The organism is Acidithiobacillus ferrivorans, from assembly GCF_016250455.1.
In the GTDB taxonomy this organism is placed as follows: domain Bacteria; phylum Pseudomonadota; class Gammaproteobacteria; order Acidithiobacillales; family Acidithiobacillaceae; genus Acidithiobacillus; species Acidithiobacillus ferrivorans.
Genome location: NZ_CP059488.1, coordinates 182,680 through 204,238 on the forward strand (window position 1 = coordinate 182,680; position 21,559 = coordinate 204,238).

Sequence of the window (21,559 nt, forward strand, 5' to 3'; positions counted from 1 at the left end):
CGTGTTGAGTTAAAGCCTTGGCCTATCAGCAGGGAGACACCATTGTGGCGATTGCCACGCCGCCGGGAGAGGGCGGCGTCGGTATTCTGCGCCTCTCTGGGCCACAGGCCCTGGCCATCGCGACGACGCTCTGCGGTGGAGCAAAAGTAAAAGCACTGATGCCCAGGCATGCCCATTTTCGCCGCTTTCACGCCCGCGACCGCAGCGTGATTGATCATGGCATTGCCCTCTATTTTCCCGCCCCCCACAGCTATACCGGCGAAACTGTCGTGGAATTGCAGGGCCATGGCAGCCCGCTGGCCCTCGCCAGCCTGCTCAGCGAGGCCATCGCTCTGGGCGCGCGGACGGCGCGTGCCGGCGAGTTCAGTGAGCGGGCCTTTCTCAATGGTCGTCTTGATCTTGCCCAGGCCGAAGCGGTTGCCGACCTCATCCATGCCCGCAGCGACGCCCAGGTACGCGCCGCAGCGGCGAGCCTGGAGGGTGCCTTCTCGCAGGCGGTCGATGGCATCCATGGCCAGCTCCTGCAACTCCTCGCCCTCGCCGAGGCCGGACTGGATTTCAGTGAAGAAGACCTCGGCGATGCCCACGAACAGGCCATCGCCGATGGCCTGATGCGGCTGGAAGGCCAGATCGCCCATCTGCTCAGGCAAGCACAACAAGGCGCCCGACTCGCCCGCGGCGGTCGGGTGGTGCTTGCCGGACGACCCAACGTCGGCAAATCCAGCCTGATGAACGCCCTCGCCCGCCGCGAATCGGCCATCGTCACCGCCATCCCCGGCACCACCCGCGATCTGCTCCGCGAAGAAATCGTCCTCGACGGCCTGCCGGTGGAGCTTATCGACACCGCCGGATTGCGCGCGGCCACGGATGCCGTGGAGGCGGAAGGCATCGCCCGTGCCCGCAACGTACTGCACAGTGCGCAACTGATCCTGCTGGTGGCCGATGCGAGCACGGGATGGCAGGCGGAGGACGAAGCCATCCTGCGTGACCTGCCGGAAGGACCGCGCCTGATCCTCTGGAACAAGCTGGATCTGGTTTCTGCCCCGCCCCTCGCCCCCGTCGGTGAGCAGGGCATCGCCCTCTCTGCGCAAACTGGCGCCGGTCTCGATACTTTGCGCCGCAGCTTGATTGAAGCCCTCGGCGTGCAGGGCGACAGTTGTCCTTTCAGCGCCCGCCGCCGCCATGTCGAGGCGCTGGAGCATTGCCTGCAGGACATTCACGCCGCGTGCGATATACATCGCCTGGGAGACTCCCCCGAACTGGTCGCGCAGTCGCTGCGTGAAGCCGCTGTGGCATTGGCTAGTATCACCGGCCATATTGATGTAGAAGATATTCTCGGCGAGATTTTTTCGCACTTTTGCATCGGGAAGTGAGGCGGACTAGCGAAAAGATCCTGCCATCCTGGTGGGGCTCTGGCCTTCCGCACGGCGGCTGGTTATGTCCGCGCCTTGACCGCTGTCAGCGAGAGGAAGAGATGGGCGGTCAATGTATACCGTGTGCAAAACCGATGGCCACCATGATCAGCATGGTCACGATGTAGATACGCAAGCCCCAGAAGGCTATCTGAATACCTCCCCGAATCGGTGCGCGGGTCAGGGGCCTGGGTTCCTGATGGATCTCTTCTTCCAGAAACGCCAGAAATTCCGGGGTCGCCTCGGAACGAAAGTCTTCTTTGGGATGCATGTAACACTTCCTCAGGCGGATGGGAAGACGACGGTATAGCCGTAAATGGCATCGGCGAGGATGAGGAAAGCAACGATGGCGAAAGCTGAATAATTCTGCCAGCGCCGATTCACGTAGCTTCCCATGATCTCGCGATCATTGAGCAGCATGAGCAGAAATAGCATGGCCGCCGGCATGAATATGGAAGCGATCACCTGCACGGTCAGGTTCAAAAACCCCAGGGGGATGTGGGGAATCAGCACCACCAGAGCGGCCATTCCGGCGCTCAAAATGCCGGACAGATAAAAGGGCAAGGCCCGTTGCGGTTTAAGATTCAGACTCCGGGGAAGCTTGAGGGCCTCGCCCACCGCCCAGGAAGTGCTCGCCGTAATGGCAATGGCCGCAATCAGCCCGGACTCGACGAGGCCCAGAGCGAACAGCGCGGTTCCGACGCTGCCGAGGCTGCTCTGCCGTAACAGGTGGAGGATCGCGTGGATGTTAAACTGGGCGGTATGGACGTGCCCATACGCCAGGGTGCCCGTCAAGATGACGATGGCAATGGCGATGATCCCCATGGAAAGGCTTCCGAAGGCGGTATCGGCTTGGCCGCTGGGGATGTCGTTGACCGTCAGTCCCTTATCCACCACCGAAGATTGCTGAAAAAAAAGCATCCACGGAGCGATCGTCGTTCCGAGGTTGGCGAGTACAACATAGGTAAAGGCACCCACTGCAGTCCCCACCGGGATGTGCCAGTTGCCTACCGCCGCAATAACCTGGCCCCAGTCGGGATGCGCCGCGATAGCCAGGGGCACAAAAACGATATTGCCTGCGGCGATCCACAACGCCAGCCGCTCCCAGGTATGGTAATGCAAAAAAATCATGGTCGCGGCGACAAATATCCAGGCCAGCATGACCGAAAGGGCCGGCGGCACGGAGAACACGCTCATGCCCACACGGATACCGATAAACTCCGTCACCAGCGTCAGAATGTTCGCTACCGTCAGATCCAGCAGAGAAAACACCCCCCAAAAAGCGCCATAACGCCCCCAGATCATTTCGGCATGACCGCGATGCGTCACTGCGCCAAGGCGCACGGTCATTTCCTGCACCACATAGGCCACCGGAATCATGAGCAACAGGAAGGGGATAAAAAAACCGATACCGTACATTGCCCCTGTCTGGGCGTAGGTGATGACGCCGCCGGCATCGTTGTCAGCGATCATCACCAGGATGCCGGGCCCGATCAGACTCAGAAACAGCAGTAGTCGCCGCCACCAGGAGGGATGATGGCGGAGCTGATAAATCCGCCAGCGATCCTGGATGCGCTCCCGCACCTCCTCGGGTAATCGCTGCAACACATCCGCTTCGCTGGGCCTGGCGTGCAGTTCGGGTGTGGCCGACATCAATTCCCTCCTGATTGGCATGCGCAAGACAGCTCAATGATTTGGCTTAACCGGTTGAGCTTCGGCTTGTCGCAGAGGCCCGGTCGCTGCGGTGCGGGTCACCAGTCTGGCCGCCGATTGCTCCAGTTCCGCCGCCAGCGCCAGATAGCGCTGGGCGTCACGCAACCCGGTGATGAAACGACGGGGAATTCCCTCCAGACCCACCTGGGCGCCCACGAGCGCACCCGTCAACATCGCGCGGGACATATTTTGTCCGCCCCCGTTGATGGCGTGCAGTACGGCTGATTCATAATCTTCCCGGAAACGACTGGCCAGGTAGTAAGCCGCAGGCAGTTGGTGGTAAATGGCACAGGGCATGCCGTAAACCAGACTCACCTTCCAGGCGGGTTCAATGACGATGTCGGGATCTGCGGCGGCCAGCGCTGCGTATCCGGCCGTGAGCAGGGCGTCGGGTGACGTAAACCGGCCTGCCTGCGTCCTTTCGGCGCCCTGCGGCGGTGGCTGCAAGTGGCCTTGGGTAACCGTGTGGAATGGCAGTGCTCCGCTGCGCACCTGCGCCATGAGCGTGGCGCCTATCTGCGGCGTCAACGCAGCGCCAGAGACCAACTGGGCCAGAACGGCGCTGAAGGCGACGCTCATGGCGACGATGGCCGGATCGCGCTGGGTCAGGGCAATGTTGCTACACACCGCCTCCGCCATTTTTTTCGGCCGCAGGGCATAAAAGGCAGCGATGGCAATGGCGCGCTCGGCACCCTCCGTCGTGTCCGCGTCCCCGGCGCATTCTCCCCATGGGTGATGCTCTGGCACGCGCTTACGCCAGGCCTCCCGAATGGATTGATTGGTGTAGCCCCCCGGCCCCTGCATGGGCGTGCCGTCCAGGTGTGGGAACAGCTCCGTATCCAGCCGCTGGGTGAAATCTTTCTCCACGTAACCCGCGCAGTGGACCAAGGACTCCATCTGCATGACCAGCAGCAATCCGGTTTGCGAGATGTCGCCGGCAAGCAGGCCACTGTGATAACGGCCGGAGCGCGGCGTGAGATAATCGGTAATCCAGGGACCACATTCCCGCCGCAGCTCGGCAAGGTCGTAGTACCAGTGACATCCCAAAGCCAGTGCATCACCAATCAGGGCGCCCATCACGGCACCCGCTACGCGTTGCATGCTTCACCTCCTCTCGCCAGGCGGGTTCATGGGATATCCGGTGCAGAACATGGGCCTGACGACTTGGAAAGGCACAGATACCCTAAAATCCGATATGGGTGTTGCGAAGATCTACCTGAGCGAGGAGGAACTGCGCGCCCAACAATCTGGCCGAGCAGTAGCTTTGCACCTGATGATTGCCAGAATGGGGCGGATCACTGGCTGATATATGGTGGCGCTTCAGGGACTCGAACCCCGGACACGCGGATTATGATTCCGCTGCTCTAACCAGCTGAGCTAAAGCGCCGTGAGGCGCAAATTAAAGCGTTAACCTGCGTCGCTGTCAAGGGCGCCGGTGCGACTGCCGTCCATTTATCGTCAGCGCAGCAGCCGACGGCTGAGCAGGCGCCACGCAAATCCATAGGCCACCAGGGTGTACAACAGCAAAACGCCAGCGTGGTACAGCACCTCGTGGGGCAGATGCCCGGTCAGCAGTGGTCGCAGCAGCGCCACCGCATGGGTCAGGGGTAGCACCTGCGCGACTTGCTGGGCAAGGGGCGGCAGCGAATGGAGGGGATAGAAAACGCCACAAAAGAGAAACATGGGCGTCACCGCCAGGGTGAAATAATACATGAAGAAATCATAACTGCGCGCCAGTGCCGTCATGACCAGCGCCAGTGCGCCAAAGCTCAGCCCCGCCAGCAGAATGACCGGCAACGCCAGCAGCACCCAGGGGCCCTGTATGGCGCCGAAGAAGCTGGCGACGATGATGATAGCCACGGCGCTGATCAGGCCTTTCACGGCGCACCAGAGCACTTCGCCAGCGAGAATGTCACTCACCCGCAGGGGCGTGGCCAGCATGGCCGCGTAAGTGCGTTGAGCGCTCATCCGGGTAAAAGCGGAGTAAAGCCCTTCGAAGCTGGCCGTATTCATCACGCTGCTGGCGACAATGCCGGAGGCGATAAAGGTAATGTAGGGCATCCCGTCCATACGCCCGACGAAGTGCCCCAAACCATACCCCAGCGCCAGCAGGTAAAGCAGCGGGTCGCCAAAGTTGCCGAGCATGCTCGGCACCAGCAGCTTGCGCCAGACGCCGAAGTTGCGCTGCAAGACGGCCAGCGCACCTGGTCCCGGCAAGACTTCGCCAATCGGCATTATTCGGTCTCCTCCCGCAGATCGCGCCCGGTGAGGTGCAGAAATACATCCTCCAGGCTGGCGGGACGCTGCAACCAGCGATAGGCCGGATCCTCCGCGAAGTGCGCCAGCAGCGGGCTCAGATCCGTCCCATAGCAGATCAGGGTATCGCCTATGCGCTCACTGATGCGCACCCATTGGCGATGCAAATCCTGCGGGTCCGGCAGTGCACCGTCCACCCGGCGCAATTCGACGACGCCCCCCGGGATATGGGTGGCGATCAGACCGCGCGGGCTGTCTTCCGCCAGAATCCGGCCATGGTCGATGATCCCGACCCGATCTGCCAGCCGTTCCGCTTCATCCATGTAGTGCGTGGTCAGGAGCAAGGTCGTGCCCTGTCGGCGTAACTCGCGCAGACGTTGCCAGATAAGATGACGGGCCTGGGGGTCGAGGCCGGTGGTGGGTTCGTCCAGCAGCAGCAATTTGGGGGCGTTAATCAGGGCGCGGGCGATGGTCAGGCGGCGTTGCATGCCGCCGGACAGCGAATGGATCGGTTGCGCGGCATAGCCGCTGAGGGCCATAAACTCCAGCAACTCGGCGCTGCGCTGGCGGATCAGCGCCTTCGGCAGGCCGAAGTAGCGGCCGTAGGTCCAGAGGTTCTCCTGCACGCTAAAATCGGGATCCAGGTTATCCGTTTGCGGCACCACCCCCATGTCTGCCCGCGCCGCGCGCCCCATTTCTGCGAGCACCTGACCACCGATGCGAATCTCTCCGCCATCGGTGGGTGTCAGTCCCTGGATCGCCCGCACCGTGGTGCTCTTGCCCGCCCCATTGGGACCGACCAGGGCAAAGCACTCCCCGGCGGCAACGGCGAAGTCTACCCCGCGCAGCACCTCGCGTTCGCCATAACGCTTATGCAGCGCCCGTAGTTCAAGAAAGGCTGGATTCACGACAGGGATCACTGACTCCTATCTCGGTTACTTCGTCACTGAGGGATTGTAACAGCGCCGCCTGCATGGCGTTGAACTGACCATGAAAGAAGTGGTCTGCGGGCAGCAAAATCTTCCGGGGCTGAACGGGCAGGGTATCGACCCAGTTTGCCACGCCGGCGGCGGGGACCAGTTCGTCCAGTTCGCCTTGAATCAGGGTCCACGAACAGGCCGGGGTCGGCAATGAACCGAAATCAAAGAGATTAACGGGCGGGGCAACGGTCAGAAGATGGCTGATACGGGGATGGCGGCGCACGCTGCGATAGGCCACATAGGCTCCGAAGGAGAATCCGGCCAGCCAGATATCGAAGCCGGGGCGGCGCTCTTGTACCCAGTCGAGCACCGCCAGACAATCTTCGGTTTCGCCCCGACCATCATCATAGACGCCGGTACTCTCTCCCACGCCGCGAAAATTGAAACGCAGCGAGGGGATGCCCAATTGATTGCAGGTTTGACTCAGACAATACACAACCTTGTTGTTCAAGGTGCCGCCATAAAGCGGATGCGGATGGAGGATGACCGCTACCGCGCCGCGCGTCTCCTTATCGGGGCACGCCGTGATACCCTCGAGCATACCCGCCGGGCCCGGAATGGTAACGTGCTGGCCTACACATTCCAGGCCAGCGAGTTCGCCCCCATCGTAAAGATGCCGGCGATCAATGGGTAGCATCAGATTCGCAGCCTTTCGACGGGTACGCCGTTGCGCAGGTGGGAGTCGACGATTTCACGCACATCGTCGGCGTCTACATAGGTGTACCAGACGGCATCGGGGTAAACGACGGCAACCGGCCCCTCGCTACACCGTCCCAGACAACCGCAACGGTTCACGCGAACCTGGCTTTCGCCATGGATGCCGAGGGCTTTGGCGTGCTTCTTGGCCTCGTGAAACATCTCTTCGGCGAGGCCGCTGTTATTGCAGGCCTGCTCGCCATTGTCGCGCTGATTCAGGCAAAGAAACATATGCCGTTGATAAAAAGCATCTTCCATAAGCGTTGACCCCCTCTTCATACAAGGACATTATACCCAAATTAGCCTTTACTGACAGCGTGTGGAGATGCCATGTTCAGCGATCAAGTCATCGCCAATATCGATAATGCCTTGCGTACCCTGACCGGACAGCAGATTGGCAGTGATCGACCGTATCCGGCCAGGGACGTTCCCGACGCGCTCCTGCGTCCCTGGGAACGACAGCGGGCCGGACGCATGATGCGGGTCAACCATGCGGGTGAGATCATGGCACAGGCGCTGTATACGGGCCAGGCGACGGGCACGAATGACCCTGCCCTGCGTGAGCAGCTACAGCAGGCCCGTGTGGAGGAAGAAGATCACCTGCGCTGGTGTGAAGCCCGTCTGCGGGAACTCAACAGTCGCCCAAGCCTGCTCGCCCCGCTCTGGTACAGCGCGGGCTGGAGCATGGGCTTTCTGGCTGCCCGTCGCGGGCGCGCCAGCAATCTCGGCTTGGTCGTCGCGGTGGAAAATCAGGTGGAAGAACATCTCAACAGCCATTTGGATGAGCTCCCCGCCGATGATGAGCGCAGCCGCGCCATTGTGGCACAGATGCGGGACGACGAAGTCGGGCACGCCGAAAAGGCGGAGGCGCTGGGCGCCGAAAAACTCCCCATGCCGGTACGTATGGCTATGGGGGTTTTTTCCAAGGTCCTGACGCGGGGGGCACTCTGGATTTGACGGCTCAGGAGAGGTCTTTGCTGGGTGCCCGGATTGGGCGCATATTCAACTCCGTACCCGGCAGGTAAATGCGGTAGCGTCCGGCACGTACGGCTTCGGCCATGCTGCCAATGGTCTGCTTGCTGAGCAGACCGACCACCTCGGCCTTGAGTGGCTTCCATTGCGTGTGCACGGGGCAGGCTGTTTCATCGGCGCAAGCCTTGAGGCCGAGCACGCAGCCTTGACCAAAAGGCTGTCCTTCGACAATTTCCACCACTTCCAGGATATTTAGCTGCTCTGCGCCGGAACGCATGACAAAACCGCCGCCGCGCCCCTTGAAGGAGTCCAGCACCCCGCGTTTGGCGAGATCTTGCAGAATTTTCGCCAGATATTGGGCGGGAACATGCAGATAATCGGAGATGTCCCGGCTCAGTACCGATTCTCCGGGCGGCTGGGCGGCCAGATAAATCAGGGCCTGCAAGGCATATTCGCTGGTTTTACTTAGTAGCATAACGGCATCCTCAGCCTTCTTCTCGAACTTCATAGTCATGGGTGATCACCGCAGTTTTGCCCAGCATGATGCTGGCCGAGCAATATTTTTCTGCAGACAGGTTTATGGCGTGAGCCACCCGCTTGGGGTCGAGCGCCTTGCCGGATACCACAAAATGCAGATGTATCTGGGTGAATACTTTGGGTTCTTGATCTGCGCGCTGGGCGCTTAGCTCCACCACGCAGTCGCGGATATCTTGCCGGGACTTCTGGAGGATCATGACCACATCAATACTGGAGCAGCCGCCCAGACCCATCAACAGGAGTTCCATGGGGCGCGGCCCGATATTGCGCCCGCCAATCTCGACGGAGCCGTCCATGACCAGGGCGTGACCACTATCGGCCTCAGCGACAAAGCTCATCTGCTCAGGACCCATCCACTGTACACGTGCCTTCACAAACCACTCCCTATTTCCGGAAATTGCAGATTCCCATTTAATGACAATCAACTAGCCGTGTAAACCGCGTTTAATCAAAAAACAGATGTTCCAGGGCCTCTCCCGGCTGTGCGGCGCGCATGAATGCCTCGCCGACGAGAAAAGCACCCACCCCCGCTGCGCGCAAAGTCACCACATCTTCGCGTCGATGAATGCCACTTTCGGTGACCACTATCCGCCCTTCGGGAATCTCCGGCAGTAGTTGCAGCGTGGTTTCGATCGCGGTGACAAAGCGCCGCAGATCCCGATTGTTGATGCCGATCAGGGGCGTGCGCAACTTCAATGCCCGCTGTAACTCGGCCGCATCATGCACCTCTGCCAGTACCGCCAGACCGAGGCTCTGCGCGATGGCTTCCAGGCTCTGTAGTTCGGCATCGCTCAGTGCCCCGACGATGAGCAGGATGGCATCGGCCCCGATGGCGCGTGCCTCCCAGACCTGATAGGGATCAATACAGAAATCCTTGCGCAATACCGGCAGTGTACAGGCTTCGCGGGCGGCGGTCAGATAGAGGTCAGCACCCTGGAAATAGTGCGCATCGGTCAGGACCGACAGGCAGGCCGCCCCATGGGTCGCATAATCCTGGGCAATGATCACCGGGTTGAAGTCCTCGCGGATAACCCCCGCCGACGGCGATGCCTTCTTGATTTCGGCGATCACGGCGGCTTGTCCTTGGGCTATTTTGGCCTGAATGGCGCCAATGAAGTCACGGGGCGGGGCCGTCAGGGCCACTACCGATTGCAACTCCGTGAGGCCCAGGCGAGCTTTGCGCTCAGTCAACTCTTCGCGCTTGCGGGCAATAATTTCCTTAAGTATATCGGCCATCTTCTATCCCTGTGGAGTTTTACCCAGTAAGGCCTGCCACTTGTTCCAGGCGGCGCCGGACTCCAGCACGTCCCGTGCCAAAACTACACCAACGGCCATATCGGGAACTACGTCTGCTGCATACAGGGCAGCACCAGCGTTCAGCAGAACCACGTCGCGACGGGGTCCGGGCTGATTCTGCAGAACCTCTTCGGCCGCCGCCAGCGCCGCCGCCACACTGTCGATCTGTAAAGCGGCCAACGGTGCCCGCGCTATGCCAAAATCCTCCGGCTGAATCCGACTGCGGCTGATCACGCCGTCTTTTAACTCGGCGATATCCGTGGGTTCCGAAAGGCTGATTTCATCCAGGCCATCGTGACCATGGACGACCAGCACATGGCGCGATCCCAGTTCACGCGCGGCCTCCGCCAGAGGGATCAGCCAGCGCTCGGCATAAACGCCGAGCACCTGATGCGGTGCTCCCGCAGGGTTGCTCAGTGGTCCCATGAGGTTGAACAGGGTGCGGATGGCGAGTTCCTTGCGCGGGCCGGCGGCGTGGCGCATGGCACTATGGTGCGCCGGCGCGAACAGAAAACCGATGCCGATGCGTTCAATGCTGTTGGCGACGGCCTCGGGGCTCATGTCCATAGGCAGACCGGCCGCTTCCAGCACATCGGCGCTGCCGCTGCGGCTGAGCATGGAACGGTTGCCGTGCTTGGCCACCCGCGCCCCACCCGCCGCCGCCACCACCGCCGCCACGGTCGAGATGTTGAAGGTACTCAAGGCATCGCCGCCGGTACCGCAGGTGTCCAACAGGTGATCCGTGGAGACCACGACCTTGGTCATACAGGCGCGCAATGCCATGGTAGCGCCCACCAGTTCTTCAACCCGCTGCCCCTTCATGCGCAGGCCCATGAGCAGGGCGCCGATTTGTGCGGGCGTCCAGTCCCCGGCCATGATACCGGCGAAGACGGTTTCCGCTTCGTGGCGCGACAAGTCCTGCCCCGCCACGATGTGCTCCAGTATGTCCCGGACGATCATTGCGCGCCTCCTTGCAGAAAGTGTTGCAGCAAGACCTTGCCGTGCTCGCTGAGAATGGATTCGGGATGAAACTGTACACCCTCTACATCCAGGCTGCGGTGGCGCAAGCCCATGATTTCTCCTTCGGCGGTCCAGGCCGTCACTTCCAGCGCCTCTGGCAGGGAGTCACGGTCGACGATCAGGGAGTGATAACGGGTGGCGGCGAAAGGGTCGGGTAAGCCGCGGAATACCCCTTGACCCTTATGAAAAATGGGCGAGGTTTTGCCGTGCATGACCTGCGCTGCGCGGACGACCTTGCCGCCGAAGGCCTGGCCGATGGCTTGATGCCCGAGGCAGACCCCGAGCAGGGGGATTTTTCCGGCGAAATGATGAATGACGTCCAGAGAAATACCCGCCTCGTTGGGGGTGCAGGGGCCGGGCGAAATACAGATGCGGCTGGGTGCCAATTGCTCAATGGCCGCCACGTCGATGGCATCGTTGCGCGCGACCCGCACTTCCGCCCCCAGTTCGCCGAAGTACTGCACCAGGTTGTAGGTGAAGCTGTCGTAGTTATCAATCATGAGTAGCATAATTGCACCATCCTACTGATTAACATAAGTTATTTCATGTCAGCGTTTCAATTCGTACCCGCTTTTATACCCGCTTTTTATAATGCTGTGGTTTCATGGGGTTGTAGAGTACCTGTTCTTGAAAAAAAGTGCGATTTGGGCAGCCAAAGACGGTGGTCGGGGCTGTCCAGCCACAAAAAAACCCCAAGCCGAAGCGAGGGGTGTGGGGAGATCAGAAGGCCCAGGATGAGACCGGGACAGCCGGTGTGGCGACAGGAATGGCCGCTGATGCGTCCGCAGCGACATCAGCGTCAGCATCAGGAGTACCCAGAATCGGATCGACCGGTGAGGGTAGATCAAATGCGCCCGCCTCACCAACGGCGAGTATCGCGGACGCCTTGGTCATACCCTGAAGTACGCCGCCGACCACGAGGGCGCTCGCCGACTGCATTGGCGTGCCCTTGGCCGCGTTTGCGTCGCAGATAACTGCATCAAGGGCTGCTACAAGACCTCCCAGGCGGCTATCAATGAAGCTCAGAGCCTGAGCTTTCACCCGGATGGCCTGAAGCACTGAGAGGCCGGCAATGCCCTTCTTGCCCGTCTGAGGCTTGCTGAGATGAGTAGAAGCCATCTGAGCCATCTCTCGGGCAATTTTTATTGCCAGCGGATCACCTTTGAGGGTCTCCACAATCTCCGGATCCGCTAGGTCGATGGGGGCTTTCACCCAACCGAAGCTGATGTTTTCTGCGAGATCCAAAGTGGACGGGGCGTTAGCACGAATTACGTCCTCCCATTCCGGCGCTTCGGATACCCGAAGGGCGATCAAACCCGGCAGGTCCGCAATGAGTCTGGCTTTCGCTGCGTCAAAGTCCAGGCTGATTTTTTCCAACTCAGCCTGGACTTCTGGGACCACTGCATCGGCGACCATGAAGCCACCGAAGAAGCGGGTACCTTTTCGCAACAACACCCGGTCAACCGCCTTGCGGGCTTGGCCAAAGGGCTTTAGCGCGTCCTTGGGCATGATCTGGATGGTGCCGGCGGAGGCCAACACCTTGTCCAGATCCCGCCCGTCACGCGCTTCAACCAAATTGCGGTCGATGCTCCTGGTACCACTTATCGCCTTCATTTCCGGGAGAAAAACTACTGTTTTCATGGCGTTTTCCTCCCTTAGTGCCGTGTTCCAAAATCGGGAGAGATGATCTCCCGCGCCAATGATAGTGCCGCTTGCCACGCCTGCGGCAGCTCATCCCACTTCTCGGCGGGGAAAAACCCTGCCTCCCAAACATTGCCATTGGTTTCCAGGACGCGCAGATGCACGCCCGTCTCGTCTTGGAAAATGTTTGCGCGGCCAGTGGCCGTGTGTACGTGTGCTTTCATGTCAATCTCCTGAAGGATTCGGCGAAATGCCGCGTTCATACCGGGAGGAGATACCGGACAGTTTCTATGTACCGGGCATGGACGTGGCGGGGCCGCAAGTGTATTTTGGCGACATAGGGCAGGTTGCCGCCTTATGATCCCCCACCGGGATCAATCTCCAAAAACTCCGCACCCGGAGGTGGTAATCAGGGGCCTCTGATCTTCCGTTCAGGCGCGGAGATCAGAGGAATTCATACCGCCCTAACGGATAGGTTCACCTGACGCTTCCGGGCGTTTCCGCAGGACAGTGGCCGCCCAGGTCGATCTTGGGCGGCCTTTTTTCTACCGAAACCGTGCCCCATAATGATAGACACACATTTCAACAAATGTGTCTTTTAAGTTGTAATTTCAATATGTTGCGTTTTAATCCCGGAACAACAACCTATTTATAGCATTTTTGTATATCTATAACAGAAAACAAAGATGCACAGAGGCACCGTTTTCGGTTTTCTAAAACATCGGGTTCGCCGAGGCCAGGCGCTGTGGAAGGCCTGGCACGCCCCAAGGCCACCTGCTGGGCGCATTAATCGTCCCACCCATCCAACCACAGTCGGAAAATGCGCTACAGGGCAAATATGACCCATTGCTCGCGGTGCTTGTGGCGTGCCCCACCATGCGAAAGACTCTAATCGAAAGTCGGTGGCTGGATGTGATCCGCGTCAGCGCAGATAAAACTGCTTTCTTCCATTCACGGTGCAGACCTCCCTGATGTGCTGGTCGATTCTCAATCGCTGTACGATGTCGCCAGAGAGGGGCACGGACGCGCCCTGGTGGATGATTCGGTAGGTGAGAGGTGCCGAGGCCGTCTGTTCGATAACCGCACCGTCGGCAAGTAGCGCCAGAGCGGCGCCGCACAAAGAAAACCCTCAAGCCGAAGCGTGAGGGTTGGGAGGGATCAATGATCGCGTGGCGGTATCCGCCAAATGCTCAAGCCAAAACCACCACGGTACCGATGGTTAAAGTGACCAGTCAACACTCATGAGCGGTGTCATTGCTACCTGGTTCAGCAGGCTTCCTGTCCGCCTTCTTCGATAGTGCCGCAGCACGAATAATAGTGATAGAGAACCAGGCGCCAAGACTCACAATTACAATCTCAAGAATCAATAATGGTAAAAAGTTCAGCATCTTAACCTCCTTATTACGCATCATCGAGTGTGTTGATGATGGCAACTACGGCAAATTGTGTTATCGCGTACCAGACCAGGATCACCAGCGAAGAAAGACCGATTTTCACCCAGTCCAGTTCGCTTACGGTCCCCGCAAATGCGTGCTGTAACCCGTAGGCTGGCAACGGCATCAGGAAAACAGTAACAGCATGGCTGGCTACGTCCAGCCTTCGCGCAAGGTGCTTCTTGGCGGCCCTATTAAGCCCCAAAAACCACTTCGTCAAACTCAGCATAGCATACCCCCTTAGTGATTCATGCCGATAGGAGGTACCGGACGGTTTCTATGTACCGGCGGGCGCCAGGCACAAAAAACTCCCAGGCCGAAGCGTGGGAGTGGGGGGATCAAGTAGCAAAACCAGAAAAAGCTTCAATCATGGATTTTCCAACATCATCCGAAGACCCAACACGTCCTTTGGCGAAATCAAATCCATCCAGTTTTCCGATCAGGACGTACCGGACCTCGATGCCCTGCCGCATAAACGCATCGTCGATGGCCGCTACGGATTCTTCCGCCACCGAACCGTCCGTAAGGACGATCAGCAGCTTCCGATCCGCCTGGTGATTTTGCAGCTCAAGGCCGGCATGGGTCATGCCGCCTTCCATGTAGGTTCCACCAGAGCAGAAGCACGACCAGCCCTCATTTGCCTTGAGCGGCGCTGAAGAAAACGGACGCCCCTGGGTGAACTCACCGTTAAACCACGACACCGAATATTCGACGCCGAGGCTCGCGAAGGTTCTGACAAGCGCCAAAGCACCGGCAGCAGCCAAGAAGTGCCGACTCTCAGATCCAGAATTACTTATTTCCATGCTCCCGGATCTGTCAATCAGGAGCTTCACGGCGATACTGCGGGAATCCCCTTCAACCCGCCGGACGAATACCGATCCGCTGGTACCTACCCGGTGCAGGGCTGTCGTTACAACCCCGCAAGTGCCCGTGCGAGCCGCATATGTCTCTTCCTGCGACCGTGCCCAGAGCTTGCTTTCCAGAGGGCCGGCAATTTTGCGGTAGAGCCTGCCGGCTTCGAGTTTTACGTCATCCGGAATATCCGCTACCTGCTGACGAGTAGGCGTTAGCGTCATCTGCCAGGAGGCATTTTTCACTTCCGCCGTAAGGTTTCCTGTCGCCATGCCTGAAACGTCTGTCTGGCGCAGCTCGCCCTCCTGGGCTTCCATAGCCTTTTTCGCCGCCTTCCCCCGCTTTTTATTGGGGTAGTTCTTGGCGGCGTCGCCCAAAAGATCGCTGATCTTCTGCGCGGCAATCCACGGGCCATCCGGGGCGTCCACTGAGGAAGCGCGAACCGCCGCTTCGCCGATGGATACGACCTGAGCCCAGAGTTCGCCACCAAACTGCTTGATGACGGCATCCCCCCAGTTCTTCGCAGCGGTATCCAAGGCGTGTTGCCCCAGAAAATGCGCACGAAACTGGTAAAGCAGACCGAAGAGGACCAGGTTGCCGGGGTGCTCCCGGCATTTCGGGGCGTCCGAAAACCAACCCTGCCGGACCCCGTAGTCGATGAGCTTGTGCAGGTACTTGGGGATTCCCCGGTACTGCTTCATGCCCAAGGCCTCGATCCGCGGATCCTCCAAACCATTCTGAAGGCGCTCGATGAACGGTGTGACGCGGACGCCCGCAGGTGGTTCGGCAGCTTTGCCACCGAAGGTGAAACGGATGTGGAATGCCTCGTGTGCAGTGAGGCCGAGTAGCAGGTCCTCCAGGCCTTCTCCGCCTACGTCAGGGAGAAGGGGCAATACGACCCGTCTTCCGTCCGTGTAGGCGGTGTCCGCGCTGGGATCCACGGTGACGCTGACCCCGCCGATGCTGCGGCCCAATGCTGCGGCCAAAATGCGTAATGCTTTCATAATGCCTCTCCAAAGAAAAAGCCCGAAGCGGGCCGGTCATTCCGGAGAGGACTACCGGACAGTTTCTATGTATCTGTCCGGTAGTCCACAAAAACATGCCGCTGGTACATAGAAACTGTCCGGTACTAGGGGTCGGTATGAATCAATATGGAGAGACTGCAATGGCTATCGTCATTGTGGCTTGCATTATCGCAGGTACCAGTTTTTATGCTGGTATTCGCGGTAAGCTCGCCAGCTTCGGAATCATTTGATTCCTGAGCACCCCTGTCATCGTTAAGGATGACCGGGGCTACAGTCGATCCCTGGGAACAGAAGGGCTTTGGACGTATCCCGTCCTCTGCTCACGACAACCACCAACCCCTCGCCTTGTGCTTGGGGTTTTTTTACGTCTCACGCCCGTCGGTACATAGAAATTGTCCGGTAGTCCTCTCCGGAATGATTTTGACAAGGAGGATCCACCATGGAGGACGGAGACATTGTGTACGGTCCATATCCGTACCAAGCGATCACTGATCGCAGAAAGATGAAGCATTACTGCTTCGTATTGGAAGTGAACGAGGAACGGATGCTGGTGGCGGCAGGAACGTCAAGTCACCTGGATTCTTGCCCTCTGGAACATGAGTTTCAGATCGAACAGAAGCGGGATGTAGAGAAATTGCATCTTGCCAGGGAAACTCGTTTCGACATGAAGGAGGTGGCGTGGGTCGATATTCGGGATTTCGAGCCTGTCTCGAACATTCAGGAATGCCCTAACCTGTTCTACAAGCTACAGCGGGCATTGCGGTCTGCTGGACATATCTGATCAGGAGGTGGAGTATGTTTGCATTGAAGTTTCTGGAGAAAAATATGTTTGGGTTGACTGAAGACGAAGCCCGCCGGGTCAAGGTGAAGCTTGACGAAATCCTGGCCATGTATCCTCACCATACCGCGCCGGAATTGGTGGTCATGGCCGTGAATCGCCTTTGGATTGATCTGGTCGAGGCCGACAAAGACGAACCTTCTATGGAAGACTGGCGAAGTACCAGGGCGGCAAAGGGGTACCAGCCGGGCACCCAAGAGGACATCCAACGAGTCGCCAAGCGGTTTTCTGAGCTTGCCGAGCAGCACGGGGCGTTCCCAGGCAAGTTGATTAGGCTCTAAGTCTGCCCAAAAAGCGTGATCGGTTTTTGGGCAGTTCGATCCCCCCCAACCCCATCGCGCTCTGCGGTGGGGTTTTTCTTTGGCGGTACATAGAAACTGTCCGGTACACCCTCCCGGTATGAGGCTCTGGCATTCCGCCACGAGCACATTTCAGGAGGGTGTCATGAGTGACCGTTTTTATGGTGCGGTGCGGTTTCCTGCGTGGGCGACGAAGTTTCTGCCCAAGGACGCAGAAGATTGCTGCCTGGAGCTGGAGCCCAGCAGCAAGGTGTCATGTTTTGAGGAAGAAGAAGCCCGCAATGGCAAGCCGTGGTTGGTGGCGGAGCTGGATCGTCTGGGAATTCCCTATGATCTCGAATCCAGTGAATACTTTGAGTATAAGGCCGAGAAGACCTATTTCCGGTTTCGTGCCGGAGGAAAGTCCGAGGATCTGGTGGTCACGGACGGAGACGAGCTGGTGGAAGCCAAGGACATCATTTCCATGATCGACAAGGGCAACAATCCGGCAGCGATCCGGCGTTGGTGTCAAGACAGACTGGACCAGATCGCACCATTGACCCCGCCTTTGGAAGAAATCACCGAGGCTGATTATCTGGAGTGGGTCACCAATAAAGCGCAAGTCTGGCAGAATAATCTTCAGCGGCTTGTAAACGGCGAGAAGGTGAACTTCTTGTACGAACCAGCTGAAGCACCCATTCTTTCCGATGATGGGGCGGCCCACCAATACAATGGAAAGGCCGGGCTGTGTTTCTTCAGGGAAATACCATTCGGGCGCCTTGTGCGTGCCGAGGCACTGGATGAGGCGGATCATGTGTTCCAGTCCGCCAAATTCATGCTGTTGGAGAGGCGTCAGGTCTGCGCTTTTCTGGATCTTGATGATGCCTTGGCAAACGACAGCGATATGTTCGCGCTGGCTGAGGCCATCAAGGGCCGCCTGGATAGCCTAGTCGGGGGTGCGATATGAAAATCCTCGTGAGCTTATCTGGTGGCCTGGTCAACGCCGTCTATCTCGACGAAGAGGCGGCAGCGGCGAAGGTCCAGGTGGTGATCGCCGACTACGACGTGGAAGGCACCCAATGCGAAACCGTATTGGATCCCGACGGCGATGAGGTGCTGTTGTGGACGGAAACGCCCATTACGGAATCGCCGCACGCTGAAAAGATGTTTGCGCTTGAAGCAACCGGCTGTTTCTGATTTTCCACCCAACCCTCTCGCTTCGGCTTGAGGGTTTTTTGTGGTGCGCCCGGCAGGTAAGGCGGGCTTTCCGTAACGGACAGTTCAACCGCCCCGATTGTACTTCTGGGACTGGGCGTAGAAAGGCGCAGCCGGCAGAGCTTCCAGAACCTTCCGACGCTCCTCACGCAGATCCGGTATCGACGCTTCCATTGCGGACAAGGCCCGAGACAGATTCGCCCAGTGGGCCACCAGATTTTTCCTCTGCTCCATGAGAGTTTGAATGCGGCGCAACGCTTCCTTCGTCTCATCGGCACCTAATGCCCATCCTCCGCGGCTCTTCGCCCGACGCGGCAGATCCCTTTGCGGAAGCTCCGTATAAAACCAGCGCATTCCCCCGGAGTAATTACGGATCAGCCAGCGAACCATTATGGGCTTCGTGGCACCGTTGAGGCGGTCGCTTTCCCGCATCCAGATAAGACCTACCTTCTGGTTGCTCTTCGGTTGGTACGCATCAAGGGCGCGGCGGTAAACATCTAACGCCTCGTCGATTTCGCCCAGGAGGGCCACCGTGCGGTCCCTGTGCATGGTGAGGTAGCGCACCATCTGTGCATCGGATCCAGCAGGAAGCGGCGCGTAGCGGTTGGATTCGCGGATCAGGTCATCATCAAGGGCGTAATTTTCTGATGTCATCAATCGTGTCGTGTGGTGTTGTTGTGGTGGTGCTATAGCACCTGAGTGCCGCCAGAGCAGGTTCTTGATAGGCCATATTATCATGAAAACGATGGAGTGACGGTAAAATGATATTTTAAGGTTTAACTTATGTCAGTGGTGGTTGGCATCGTGCCCACAAGCAGCGATAGCTATCCATTTATAGGCCATTTTAGTGTCACAACAGTATCTTTCATGTTGCATTAGCGTGGCGTGGTGTCGTTATAGCGCGTTAAATGCCTTTTTGTGGCGTCATTCCCATCACCGCCATTGTGGTTATGACGATGATTGGTGTTGTTGTGTGTCGTTTGATGTTGTATCGTGTCATACAGGCTGCGTGAACACCGTTATAGTGTTGCTTCGCGCTGTTTTGGTGTTAGGTGTGGTGTTCTCATTTTCTGGAGGCTTTTATGGCGTGCGTAGGTTTGGACATCGGACACTCAGCGGTAAAAGTGGCTTGGAGAGGTAAGGATGGCGAAATCAAGCATGTGACCATTCCATCGGTCGCTGTGCCTGCTATGACCATTAGCGACAAGGCCGCATCAGACCAAGCCGCGAAGGAAACCGTCACTGTGGATGGCGATGTTTACTTCATCGGTGACACGGCTATTCATGAGGCGGGTTCGCTCAAGGTCGCTGGCCTGCATCATCGCTGGCTGGAGATGCGGGAGTTCCGGGCGTTGGTGCAAGGGGCCATCAATCTGGTAATGGCGGATGTGGGCAATATAGACAGCGTGATTACAGGTCTTCCACCCGCGATCTTTCGTGAGAAGCAGCTCCAGATGCGCAACATCGTATCCGCCTGCACCGAAGCGGAGGTCAAGGTCTATCCGGAGCCCAACGGCGTCTCCATGCGATACAGCATTGACGAAAAGGGCCGTATGATTCCCGATGCGAAAAAGAATATGGGCGTGATCGCCATTGGTCGATTCACCACCGACTCGATGGCTCTGCTGAACGGTAGATGGGTCGAAGAAGCTGCAGGATCTGCTAATGGTATGAGCCGTGCGGCCATCATGGTGCAAAAGAAGCTGAAGGACCAGGGCTATGAGGTGGACTACCTGGATGCCGATGATGCGCTTTGGAAGGGCGCCATCCAATACTACGGCAAAGAGATAGACGTTTCTGCCACCGTGAAGATCGCCATGCGAATCCTCTCCTCAGAGATATTTGATGCCGTATCCACGAAGTTCGGGGATAACGGGCGCAAGCTCGACAAGATTCTCGTGGCTGGCGGTGGTGCCGAACTGCTCTTCGATGGGCTGGCCCCTTACTGGCCACAAGCAGAACTCATTGAGGATCCACGATTCGCCGTAGCGGAAGGTTTCCGGCGGTTTGGTGAAGGCGTCTGGAATGCCCGGCATGGCGAATCGGCGTAAGTCCTGATATGAAACGATTAGACCGGGGGATGATATGTCGAAACGGATAACGATTTATATTGGCGATGATGATGAGGAAATACTAGCCTGGTATAACAGCATACAGCCATCATATAGGAGCGTGATGGTTAAGCTCGCCCTGCGTAACGCGGCAGAGCATGGCATAGCCGGAGATAGCACATTGTTGCCGCTAATGAAGAAGCGTGGCGGGTCCGGACGTGAAGAGATGGTGGGTACAACGGATCAAAAGACTGTCCCTTCTACAGCTTCGCCAACAACGTCAGCCGCTGCCCCGGAGAACATGTCCAGAGAGGAGCTCGTGGCATTCACCGTCGCCAATCTGCCACCGGATACGCCGCCGCACCTGGTCGAGCTTGCCAAACAATACTCATCGCGCACACCTTACACCATGGAGCGATTGCAAATGCTCTATGAACTGCAAGGGGCCGGGGCCGCTGCCGATCCAGCAAGCACATCAACATAGGAAGGGGTCACCGATGCTCATCACGACCAGTGCGGAAATATCCGGTAAGCAAATCACCCAGACGCTGGGCACCGTATACGGGGTGTCCGTTCGCTCCCGTTCGGAGCTGGGGACCGTTATGGGCAAGATCAGATCCATAACCGGCGGCAAGATGGCTGGCTACGAAAAGCTGGTGAAAGCGGCGAGGGAAAACGCCGTGGCCGACATGCAGGAAGAGGCGAAGAATAACGGGGCCGATGCCGTCATCTGTTTTCGGTTCGACAGTAGTAGCATGGGGGCCGGGAATGAGGAAGAGTTTATCGAAGTGACGGCTTATGGGACGGCGGTAAGGCTGGGATAATCGCGCTTCCCGGGGTATCCCACACCGGTTCGGCCAGACTCGTCGCATTGTCCTTCAGTATCCGTTGGCCACATAAATCGCCGCAATCATCGCACCCCATATCAGAGATAAATTGGATAAACCGACACCCAAAGGCCCTCCTATCACGATGAGAATGGTTCCTGCACCGGCGGTTAAAAGGGCGATCAAATAGCCCATTACCCGATTTGCACAAGGGAGTGATTTTTACGGCCATATGCAAAAGAGGTTGACTAGCGATCATGAGGTGGTGAAGGGAGAAATGCCTGTAGTGTGTAAGAAGTGGTTGACTGCAGTCATTCTCAATATGTGCCGTTTTGTGCAGAACAGGGTTGAACAAGCGGTCGAGGCACGGCGATCAAATTCTCTGCCTAGTGGTTAATCATCCCTGACCTGCGAATGCGAATGACCGGGTCGCAGCGTAACCGGACGTCCAGATAATTTTGGTTAGTGTGCGGTGCACCTGTGGGATGTGGTTGTCCTCGATGCAGAAACTGCAATG

The 21,559-nt window shown here is 58.2% G+C and carries 28 protein-coding genes and 1 tRNA gene; 10 read left to right on the forward strand and 19 right to left on the reverse strand.

The annotated features are described in order from the left end of the window. Nucleotides 1-17 precede the first annotated feature (17 nt). The gene (gene mnmE, locus H2515_RS00820; protein ID WP_065414183.1) at nucleotides 18-1,373 is read left to right on the forward strand and encodes a tRNA uridine-5-carboxymethylaminomethyl(34) synthesis GTPase MnmE; all 1,356 of its coding nucleotides are present in this window, start codon (nucleotides 18-20) and stop codon (nucleotides 1,371-1,373) included. A gap of 109 nt (nucleotides 1,374-1,482) precedes the next feature. Here mnmE and H2515_RS00825 read toward each other — a convergent pair whose 3' ends face one another. From H2515_RS00825 to H2515_RS00835, 3 genes are read right to left on the reverse strand one after another with little or no spacing between them, the layout of a single operon-like run. Further along, on the reverse strand, nucleotides 1,483-1,683 hold the full coding sequence (locus tag H2515_RS00825) for a hypothetical protein (protein WP_035194728.1): 201 nt from the start codon (nucleotides 1,681-1,683) through the stop codon (nucleotides 1,483-1,485). A gap of 11 nt (nucleotides 1,684-1,694) precedes the next feature. Then, complete coding sequence (locus tag H2515_RS00830) at nucleotides 1,695-3,065, reverse strand: NRAMP family divalent metal transporter (protein WP_014027668.1); 1,371 nt, start codon at nucleotides 3,063-3,065, stop codon at nucleotides 1,695-1,697. Between the two features lie 33 nt (nucleotides 3,066-3,098). Next, a complete protein-coding gene (locus tag H2515_RS00835) occupies nucleotides 3,099-4,226 on the reverse strand; it encodes an ADP-ribosylglycohydrolase family protein (protein WP_232821482.1) in 1,128 nt (375 codons plus the stop codon). A 28-nt stretch (nucleotides 4,227-4,254) separates the two neighbouring features. On the opposite strand from H2515_RS00835, the gene H2515_RS00840 reads away from it, so the two are divergent. Further along, a complete protein-coding gene (locus tag H2515_RS00840; RefSeq protein ID WP_198660671.1) occupies nucleotides 4,255-4,431 on the forward strand; it encodes a virulence RhuM family protein in 177 nt (58 codons plus the stop codon). A 4-nt stretch (nucleotides 4,432-4,435) separates the two neighbouring features. Here H2515_RS00840 and H2515_RS00845 read toward each other — a convergent pair. The 5 genes from H2515_RS00845 to H2515_RS00865 all read right to left on the reverse strand — a co-directional run bounded on the left by H2515_RS00845 (nucleotide 4,436) and on the right by H2515_RS00865 (nucleotide 7,315). Further along, nucleotides 4,436-4,512, reverse strand: a tRNA-Met gene (locus H2515_RS00845). 71 nt (nucleotides 4,513-4,583) lie between these two features. Continuing rightward, entirely contained in the window at nucleotides 4,584-5,360 is a 777-nt protein-coding gene (locus H2515_RS00850; RefSeq protein ID WP_198660672.1) for an ABC transporter permease, read from the reverse strand. Further along, nucleotides 5,360-6,301, reverse strand: a complete 942-nt coding sequence (locus tag H2515_RS00855; RefSeq protein WP_232821483.1) for an ATP-binding cassette domain-containing protein — start codon at nucleotides 6,299-6,301, stop codon at nucleotides 5,360-5,362. The genes H2515_RS00850 and H2515_RS00855 overlap by 1 nt, the downstream gene beginning before the upstream one ends. Continuing rightward, nucleotides 6,270-6,998, reverse strand: a complete 729-nt coding sequence (locus H2515_RS00860) for an alpha/beta hydrolase (protein WP_198660673.1) — start codon at nucleotides 6,996-6,998, stop codon at nucleotides 6,270-6,272. The genes H2515_RS00855 and H2515_RS00860 overlap by 32 nt, the downstream gene beginning before the upstream one ends. Next, the gene (locus H2515_RS00865) at nucleotides 6,998-7,315 is read right to left on the reverse strand and encodes a (2Fe-2S) ferredoxin domain-containing protein (protein ID WP_035194739.1); all 318 of its coding nucleotides are present in this window, start codon (nucleotides 7,313-7,315) and stop codon (nucleotides 6,998-7,000) included. Before H2515_RS00865 ends, H2515_RS00860 begins: the two co-directional genes overlap by 1 nt. Before the next feature lie 72 nt (nucleotides 7,316-7,387). Between H2515_RS00865 and coq7 the strand changes: the two genes are divergently transcribed. Beyond that, on the forward strand, nucleotides 7,388-8,014 hold the full coding sequence (gene coq7, locus H2515_RS00870) for a 2-polyprenyl-3-methyl-6-methoxy-1,4-benzoquinone monooxygenase (RefSeq protein WP_014027680.1): 627 nt from the start codon (nucleotides 7,388-7,390) through the stop codon (nucleotides 8,012-8,014). A 4-nt stretch (nucleotides 8,015-8,018) separates the two neighbouring features. Here coq7 and H2515_RS00875 read toward each other — a convergent pair whose 3' ends face one another. From H2515_RS00875 to H2515_RS00920, 10 genes are all read right to left on the reverse strand, one after another. Next, the gene (locus H2515_RS00875; RefSeq protein WP_014027681.1) at nucleotides 8,019-8,504 is read right to left on the reverse strand and encodes an RrF2 family transcriptional regulator; all 486 of its coding nucleotides are present in this window, start codon (nucleotides 8,502-8,504) and stop codon (nucleotides 8,019-8,021) included. 10 nt (nucleotides 8,505-8,514) lie between these two features. Beyond that, nucleotides 8,515-8,940 (reverse strand): OsmC family protein, encoded by a 426-nt coding sequence (locus H2515_RS00880; RefSeq protein ID WP_014027682.1) that lies wholly within the window; start codon nucleotides 8,938-8,940, stop codon nucleotides 8,515-8,517. A gap of 70 nt (nucleotides 8,941-9,010) precedes the next feature. Then, nucleotides 9,011-9,802 (reverse strand): indole-3-glycerol phosphate synthase TrpC, encoded by a 792-nt coding sequence (trpC, locus tag H2515_RS00885; RefSeq protein ID WP_198660674.1) that lies wholly within the window; start codon nucleotides 9,800-9,802, stop codon nucleotides 9,011-9,013. Nucleotides 9,803-9,805: 3 nt separating this feature from the next. After that, nucleotides 9,806-10,822, reverse strand: a complete 1,017-nt coding sequence (trpD, locus tag H2515_RS00890) for an anthranilate phosphoribosyltransferase (RefSeq protein WP_198660675.1) — start codon at nucleotides 10,820-10,822, stop codon at nucleotides 9,806-9,808. Then, entirely contained in the window at nucleotides 10,819-11,391 is a 573-nt protein-coding gene (locus H2515_RS00895; RefSeq protein WP_035194745.1) for an anthranilate synthase component II, read from the reverse strand. The genes trpD and H2515_RS00895 overlap by 4 nt, the downstream gene beginning before the upstream one ends. Before the next feature lie 211 nt (nucleotides 11,392-11,602). Then, a complete protein-coding gene (locus tag H2515_RS00900) occupies nucleotides 11,603-12,523 on the reverse strand; it encodes a DUF3150 domain-containing protein (RefSeq protein ID WP_198660676.1) in 921 nt (306 codons plus the stop codon). Between the two features lie 14 nt (nucleotides 12,524-12,537). Then, nucleotides 12,538-12,747 carry a hypothetical protein gene (locus H2515_RS00905; protein WP_198660677.1) on the reverse strand — a complete coding sequence of 70 codons (210 nt, stop codon included), beginning with the start codon at nucleotides 12,745-12,747 and terminating at the stop codon, nucleotides 12,538-12,540. A 1,008-nt stretch (nucleotides 12,748-13,755) separates the two neighbouring features. Continuing rightward, nucleotides 13,756-13,911 carry a hypothetical protein gene (locus H2515_RS00910; RefSeq protein ID WP_198660678.1) on the reverse strand — a complete coding sequence of 52 codons (156 nt, stop codon included), beginning with the start codon at nucleotides 13,909-13,911 and terminating at the stop codon, nucleotides 13,756-13,758. Nucleotides 13,912-13,924: 13 nt separating this feature from the next. Then, nucleotides 13,925-14,185, reverse strand: a complete 261-nt coding sequence (locus H2515_RS00915; protein WP_198660679.1) for a hypothetical protein — start codon at nucleotides 14,183-14,185, stop codon at nucleotides 13,925-13,927. Nucleotides 14,186-14,294: 109 nt separating this feature from the next. After that, on the reverse strand, nucleotides 14,295-15,812 hold the full coding sequence (locus tag H2515_RS00920) for a vWA domain-containing protein (protein WP_198660680.1): 1,518 nt from the start codon (nucleotides 15,810-15,812) through the stop codon (nucleotides 14,295-14,297). A gap of 460 nt (nucleotides 15,813-16,272) precedes the next feature. Between H2515_RS00920 and H2515_RS00925 the strand changes: the two genes are divergently transcribed. The 4 genes from H2515_RS00925 (at nucleotide 16,273) to H2515_RS00940 (ending at nucleotide 18,146) form a co-directional block, all read left to right on the forward strand. After that, the gene (locus H2515_RS00925) at nucleotides 16,273-16,614 is read left to right on the forward strand and encodes a hypothetical protein (protein WP_198660681.1); all 342 of its coding nucleotides are present in this window, start codon (nucleotides 16,273-16,275) and stop codon (nucleotides 16,612-16,614) included. Between the two features lie 14 nt (nucleotides 16,615-16,628). After that, entirely contained in the window at nucleotides 16,629-16,952 is a 324-nt protein-coding gene (locus H2515_RS00930; protein WP_198660682.1) for a hypothetical protein, read from the forward strand. A 163-nt stretch (nucleotides 16,953-17,115) separates the two neighbouring features. Continuing rightward, nucleotides 17,116-17,916, forward strand: coding sequence for a hypothetical protein (locus H2515_RS00935; protein ID WP_198660683.1), 801 nt, complete (start codon nucleotides 17,116-17,118; stop codon nucleotides 17,914-17,916). Beyond that, nucleotides 17,913-18,146 carry a hypothetical protein gene (locus tag H2515_RS00940; RefSeq protein WP_064220425.1) on the forward strand — a complete coding sequence of 78 codons (234 nt, stop codon included), beginning with the start codon at nucleotides 17,913-17,915 and terminating at the stop codon, nucleotides 18,144-18,146. Before H2515_RS00935 ends, H2515_RS00940 begins: the two co-directional genes overlap by 4 nt. Nucleotides 18,147-18,230: 84 nt before the next feature. Here the strand turns inward: H2515_RS00940 and H2515_RS00945 are convergent, their stop codons facing one another. Next, nucleotides 18,231-18,818, reverse strand: coding sequence for a hypothetical protein (locus H2515_RS00945; protein ID WP_198660684.1), 588 nt, complete (start codon nucleotides 18,816-18,818; stop codon nucleotides 18,231-18,233). A gap of 428 nt (nucleotides 18,819-19,246) precedes the next feature. Between H2515_RS00945 and H2515_RS00950 the strand changes: the two genes are divergently transcribed. The 3 genes from H2515_RS00950 (at nucleotide 19,247) to H2515_RS00960 (ending at nucleotide 21,039) form a co-directional block, all read left to right on the forward strand. Next, nucleotides 19,247-20,215 (forward strand): ParM/StbA family protein, encoded by a 969-nt coding sequence (locus H2515_RS00950; RefSeq protein WP_198660685.1) that lies wholly within the window; start codon nucleotides 19,247-19,249, stop codon nucleotides 20,213-20,215. A 124-nt stretch (nucleotides 20,216-20,339) separates the two neighbouring features. Then, the gene (locus H2515_RS00955; RefSeq protein WP_198660686.1) at nucleotides 20,340-20,699 is read left to right on the forward strand and encodes a hypothetical protein; all 360 of its coding nucleotides are present in this window, start codon (nucleotides 20,340-20,342) and stop codon (nucleotides 20,697-20,699) included. Nucleotides 20,700-20,712: 13 nt separating this feature from the next. Further along, a complete protein-coding gene (locus tag H2515_RS00960; RefSeq protein WP_198660687.1) occupies nucleotides 20,713-21,039 on the forward strand; it encodes a YbjQ family protein in 327 nt (108 codons plus the stop codon). Nucleotides 21,040-21,559: the final 520 nt, after the last annotated feature.